Origin of the sequence: Nocardioides sp., from assembly GCF_035547795.1 — a bacterium.
Classification (GTDB): domain Bacteria; phylum Actinomycetota; class Actinomycetes; order Propionibacteriales; family Nocardioidaceae; genus Nocardioides.
In genome coordinates, this window is sequence record NZ_DASZUF010000174.1 from 22,522 (window position 1) to 28,521 (window position 6,000).

6 protein-coding genes are annotated in these 6,000 nt (G+C 71.3%); all 6 read left to right on the plus strand.

Translation table 11 applies throughout. The features are described from left to right. The first annotated feature begins 32 nt into the window (after positions 1-32). Entirely contained in the window at positions 33-449 is a 417-nt protein-coding gene (locus VHA72_RS12180; protein WP_325575568.1) for a cupin domain-containing protein, read from the plus strand. Positions 450-511: 62 nt separating this feature from the next. Continuing rightward, positions 512-1,597: an NADH:flavin oxidoreductase/NADH oxidase gene (locus VHA72_RS12185; RefSeq protein WP_325575570.1), complete on the plus strand. Its 1,086-nt coding sequence runs from the start codon at positions 512-514 to the stop codon at positions 1,595-1,597. A gap of 35 nt (positions 1,598-1,632) precedes the next feature. Continuing rightward, positions 1,633-2,241: a TetR-type transcription factor C-terminal domain-containing protein gene (locus VHA72_RS12190; protein WP_325575572.1), complete on the plus strand. Its 609-nt coding sequence runs from the start codon at positions 1,633-1,635 to the stop codon at positions 2,239-2,241. Between the two features lie 81 nt (positions 2,242-2,322). Beyond that, entirely contained in the window at positions 2,323-3,879 is a 1,557-nt protein-coding gene (locus VHA72_RS12195; RefSeq protein ID WP_325575574.1) for a class I adenylate-forming enzyme family protein, read from the plus strand. Then, positions 3,870-5,684 carry an acetyl/propionyl/methylcrotonyl-CoA carboxylase subunit alpha gene (locus tag VHA72_RS12200; protein ID WP_325575575.1) on the plus strand — a complete coding sequence of 605 codons (1,815 nt, stop codon included), beginning with the start codon at positions 3,870-3,872 and terminating at the stop codon, positions 5,682-5,684. Before VHA72_RS12195 ends, VHA72_RS12200 begins: the two co-directional genes overlap by 10 nt. Further along, a partial coding sequence (locus tag VHA72_RS12205) for an aldolase/citrate lyase family protein (RefSeq protein WP_325575577.1) occupies positions 5,681-6,000 on the plus strand: 320 nt, incomplete at its 3' end. The genes VHA72_RS12200 and VHA72_RS12205, both read left to right, overlap by 4 nt.

The window sequence follows — 6,000 nt, forward strand, 5'->3', positions numbered from 1 at the left end:
GTTTGCATGTTTCGCAGGGAAGGCAGTCCACGATGTCCAAGAGGATCGAGATCCCCCGGCTCACGGTGGTGCGAGGCGTCGACCTCACCGAGGTGACCTCCCAGACCGCGGGCGCGCTTCGCCGCGCCGGCATCAGCAACGTCAACACCGACGCGAGCCGGATCTGGCTCGGCAAGGTGCACACCCCGGCCGGCTACGCGTCGGGCGCCCACCACCACGGCGATGCGGAGACGGCCGGCTACGTCTTCAAGGGCCGGGCCTTCATCCTGTACGGCGAGCACTACGAGCAGCGGGTCGAGCTGGAGGAGGGCGACTTCATCTTCGTCCCGCCGAACACGCCGCACATCGAGGGCAACCTGTCCGACACCGAGGAGCTGATCTGGATGACGGCCCGCACGCCGGACAACATCGTCGTCAACCTCGACGACGAGCCGGTCATCCCGCACTGACCCCGCACCGCGCCGGACCGATCACCCAGCGACACAGAATCGACACAGAGACGAGACCAGCGATGGAGTCGCCGCCCAGGCTCTTCACCCCCATCCGACTGCGCGGCCTGGAGCTGCCGAGCCGGATCTGGGTCGCCCCCATGTGCCAGTACTCCGCGCGGGAGGGCGCGCCCCAACCGTGGCACCTGGTCCACCTCGGCTCGTTCGCGGTCGGCCGGGCCAGCCTGATCCTCACCGAGGCCACCGCGGTCTCGCCGGAGGGCCGGATCACCGCCGCCGACACCGGCATCTGGTCCGAGGCGCTGGCCGACGCCTGGCGACCGGTCATCGACTTCGTCCACCAGCAGGGCTCGCGGATCGCGATCCAGTTGGCGCACGCGGGCCGCAAGGCGTCGACCCGCTCGCCCCACCACGGCCGCGGCTACGCCCCGGTGGAGGAGGGCGGCTGGGAGACCGTCGCCCCCTCCGCGGTCGGCTACGGCTCCCTTCCGGTGCCGCGCGAGCTGGACGCGGCGGGGATCGCCGGTGTCGTCGACGACTTCGTCGCGGCGGCACGACGGGCGGTCGCGGTCGGGTTCGACGCGGTCGAGGTGCATGCCGCGCACGGCTACCTGCTGCACCAGTTCCTCTCGCCGCTGTCGAACACGCGCACGGACGAGTACGGCGGCGACCTCGCCGGCCGTACCCGCCTGCTGCTCGAGGTCATCGAGGCAGTCCGGGTGGCCGTGGGCCCCCAGATCCCGGTGCTGGTCCGGATCTCGGCGACCGACTGGGTCCCCGGCGGCTGGGACCTCGAGCAGTCGGTCGCGCTCGCGCCGCTGCTCGCCGACGTCGGCGCCGACCTGATCGACGTCTCCTCCGCCGGCCTCGACCGGGGTCAGCGGATCCCGGTCGGCCCCGGCTACCAGGTGCCGCTCGCCCGGGCTATCCGCGACGCGGGACCGCTGCCGGTCTCGGCCGTCGGGCTGATCACCAGCCCCGCCCAGGCCGAGTCGATCCTGGTCGACGACGCGGCGGACGTCGTCCTGGTCGGCCGCGAGTTCCTCCGCGACTCGAACCTCGTGCTTCGTGCCGCAGCCGAGCTGGGCGCGCATCTAGAGTGGCCCGAGCAGTATCGAATGGCGCGCTTCGCGGGAAGCATCCCGTAACCGGTCGGCCTACGAGACAAGTTCAGGAAGCAACCATGGTGGGAATCACTGCGGGCGGTCAGGCGACCGCCGACGCCATCCGGCGTGAGGCGGCGGACCTCTTCAGCACGCACGGCTACGAGGCGACGTCGCTGCGCCAGGTGGCCGCGAAGTGCGGCATCACGGTCGGCAGCCTCTACAACCACATCTCCAGCAAGGAAGACCTGCTGCTGCAGATCATGGGCGGCACGATGGACGAGCTGACCGCGCAGGTCGCCGCCGCGGTCGAGAGCGTCGAGGACCCGCTGGAGCGGCTGGTCGCCTTCCTGTCCAACCACATCTCCTTCCACGCCGAGCAGGCCCAGCGGGTCTTCATCGGCAACTCCGAGCTGCGCTCGCTCCCGGCCGACCTGCGTGCGGAGATCACCGCCAAGCGCCGTGCCTACCGCCGGCAGGTCGAGGAGCTGATCCTGGAGGCGGCGAAGGCCGGGCAGACGGAGGTCGTCAACGCCCGCCTGCACGCCTACAACATCATCGCGATCGGCACCGACGTGGCGACGTGGTATCGGCCCGGCGGTGAATTCAGCCTCGAGCGGATCGTGAAGGACTACACCGAGATCATCCTGCGCAGCCTCGGTGCCTCCGCGAAGGCCGCGTCGCACTGACCTGACCCCTGCCACGACGCCGGTCCTTGACCGGCGGCCGGGTCGGCACTAGATTTAACAAACAAGCGTTCGCTCGTAACAATGCGGAGGTACAAGGTGCGCACCCTGGGCGACTGGATCAGGCTTCACGCCAAGCGCTCTCCCCGGACCGAGGCCTTCGTCGCCGGCGACGGACGAGTGACCTTCGGCGAGGCTGCCGGCCAGGCCTGGCGGCTGGCTCGCGGCCTGCGCGCCGCCGGGATCGGGGACGGCGACGTCGTCGGCGTGCTGGGCGGCAACACGGTCTTCAACGCCCAGGTGCTCCTGGGCGTGGCCGCCGCCGGCGGGATCTACGGCGCCTACAACTGGCGGTGGTCCGCCGAGGAGCTGGCCCATGGGATCGCCGAGTCCAACGCCGACCTGATCGTCACCGAGGAGCGCTTCGAGGACCTGCTGACCCGTGCTCTGGACATTCTCGCCAGCAGGCCCGACGCGACGCCCGCCCCGCGCGTCGTCCGTCAGGGCGAGATCGCGTCGCTGCTCGGCGACTCGGGTGCCCCGGTCGAGGAGACCATCGGCCCCGAGGACGGCCTCTGCCTGATCTTCACCGGCGGCAGCACCGGCACCTCCAAGGCCGTCCTGCTCTCGCACCGGGCCGCCCTGGCCAACGCCCTCAACGAGCGGCTGGACTGCCGCCTGGGGGACGCACCCGACGAGCGCGCGCTGATGTCGACGCCGATGTTCCACTCCGCCGGCGTGCTCACCTGGCTGGTCACGCACTTCGTGGCCGGCAAGACGACCATCATGGTGGACCGCTTCGAGCCCGACGAGTTCGTCAACTGGGTGACACGGGAGCGGGCCACCAACACGTTCCTCATCCCGAACATGGCGCGCCAGCTGATGCAGGCCGGGGCGTTCGCGGACCCCGGCGTACGGCGGAGCTTCCGGGCGCTGCACACCGGGGCCGGACTGCTGCGCATGCCCGACAAGGAGCGCTTCTTCGAGCAGCTGCCCGAGGGGAGGCTCTACTTCCGCTACGGCCTGACCGAGGGCGGCCCGATGGTCAGCCGGCTGCTGCACGAGGACATCCTGCGGCCGGAGGCGGACGGCTCGATCGGCCAGGAGTACTCGCTGGTCGAGATGACGCTGCTCAGCCTCGATGACGAGGAGCAGGTCGGGCCCGGCGAGCTCGGCGAGATCTGCGTGCGGGGCCCGTCGCTGATGACGGGCTACTACCGCCGGCCCGCGGAGACGGCCGAGGCCATGCGCGGCGGCTGGCTGCACACCGGTGACCTCGCCATCCGTGACGAGCACGGCTACTACTTCTTCAAGGACCGGGTGAAGGAGATGATCAAGACCGGCGGTGAGAACGTCTACTGCGTCGAGATCGAGCAGATCCTCTACCTACACCCCGCCGTGCTCGAGGCCGCCGTGGTCGGCGTGCCGAGCACGACGTGGGACGAGGAGGTGCGCGCCGTCGTCGTCCTGCGCGACGGCATGAGCGTCAGCGACCAGGAGCTCGCGACCTACCTGCGCCAGCACCTGGCCGGCTACAAGATCCCCAAGAAGTTCTCCTTCCTGAAGGCAGACGAACTGCCGCGCACCGGCGCCGGGAAGCTCGTGAAGACTCGACTGAAGGAAAAGCTCGGATGGATGTGAAGACCCCCGCGTCGGACGCCGCGCCGCCCTTCGACAAGGTCCTGGTGGCCAACCGCGGTGAGATCGCGGTTCGCGTCATGCGCACCTGCCGGGCACTGGGCGCGCGGACGGTCGCGGTCCACTCCACCGCCGATGCGTCGTCGCTGCACGTGCGGACGGCCGACGAGGCGGTCGACCTCGGCGACGGCCCCGCCAGCAGCAACTACCTCAACGTGGAGAGCATCGTCGCCGCGGCCAAGGCCAGCGGCGCCGACGCGGTGCACCCGGGCTACGGCTTCCTGGCCGAGAACGCCGACTTCGCCCGCGCGGTCGCCGAGGCCGGGATGGTGTTCATCGGTCCCAGCCCCGAGGCGATCGCGACCATGGGCGAGAAGATCACCGCCCGCGGGGTCGCCGTCGCCGCCGGCGTACCGCTCGCACCGGGGTCCGACGGCCCGGTCGCCTCGGCGCAGGACGTGCTCGCCTTCGGGGCCGAACACGGCTACCCGGTCCTGATCAAGGCCTCGCACGGCGGCGGTGGCCGCGGCATGCGGCAGGTCGACGGGCCGGCGGGAGTGGAGGAGGCCTTCGCCGCCGCGGTGCGCGAGGCGACTGCGGCGTTCGGCAACGGCGAGGTCTACGTCGAGCGCTATCTCGTCAACGCGCGCCACGTCGAGGTGCAGGTGCTCGCCGACGCGGTCGGCAACACGATCTACATCGGCGACCGGGACTGCTCGGTGCAGCGGCGCCACCAGAAGCTGATCGAGGAGGCGCCCGCGCCAGGTCTGTCCGACGACCTGCGTGCCGCGATGGGTGAGGCGGCGGTCCGGCTCGCCCGCGAGGTCGGCTACCTCGGTGCCGGGACGGTGGAATTCCTGGTCGAGGACGGTCGCTACTACTTCCTGGAGATGAACACCCGCATCCAGGTCGAGCACCCGGTCACCGAGGCGACCAGCGGCGTGGACATCGTCGAGGAGCAGATCCGGGCCGCCGCCGGTCTGCCGCTCACCGTGGTCACCTCGGGCGCTCCGCCCCGAGGTGTCGCGATCGAGGCCAGGATCAACGCCGAGAACGTCGCGGGCGGGATGTTCTTCCCCGCGCCCGGCGTCATCGACCGGATCGTCCCGCCCGCGATCGAGGGCGTGCGCTGGGACGCCGGCTACGAGTCGGGCGACGAGGTGCTGCCGCTCTACGACAGCCTGGTCGGCAAGCTCATCGCCACCGCTCCCACCCGGGCCGAGGCGATCGACAAGCTGCTGGCGGCGCTGCAGGCGCTGGAGATCGTCGGCGTACCAACCACGGCGCCGGCCGCCGCCGCGATCGTGGACTCCACGACGTTCCGCGAGGCCGCCATGACGACGGTGTGGCTCGAGGGCAGCGGCCTGCTCGACGGCGTCGGCGTCGAACAGGACGCCGCGGAGCCGATGGGCCGCGACGAGGTGGAGGTCGGCGGCCGCTACTACCGCATCCCCTACGTCGCGGAGGGCGTGGCCGTGATCGCCGGTGCTCCGGTGGCCGCCGAGCCGGCCCGGGCGGCCGGATCGGGTGGTCGGTCGAGCGGTGGACGTCGTCGTGCCGCCGCTGGTGGCAACGAGGTGAAGGCGCCGATGCAGGGCACGATCGTCAAGGCGAACGTCGAGGCCGGCAGCACCGTCGCCGCCGGTGACGTCCTCTTCGTCCTGGAGGCGATGAAGATGGAGAACCCGATCCGCGCCACCCGCGACGGCGTGCTCCGGACCGTCGGGGCGACGGTCGGCGACTCGGTCCCGGCCGGGACCGTGCTGGCGGAGTTCGAGGCGGAGGTCACCGCGGGGGCGAGCGCATGAGGCCGGTGCGGTCGCTGCTCTTCGTGCCGGGACACAAGGCCGACTGGATCCCGAAGGCGCTGCGCTCCGGCGCGGACGCGATCATCATCGACCTCGAGGACGCCGTCCCGGAGTCGGACAAGCGGCTGGCGCGCGACAACGCCCGGGCGGCCATTGCCGAGCACGGCGGGGACGCGACGATCCTGGTGCGCACCAACGCGCTGGACACCCCGCACTTCGGCGCCGACGCGGACGCGGTCTGCGTCGAGGGGCTCGCGGCGCTGCTGCTGCCCAAGATCTACACCCGCGACGACCTGCTCCGCTTCGACGGCGTCCT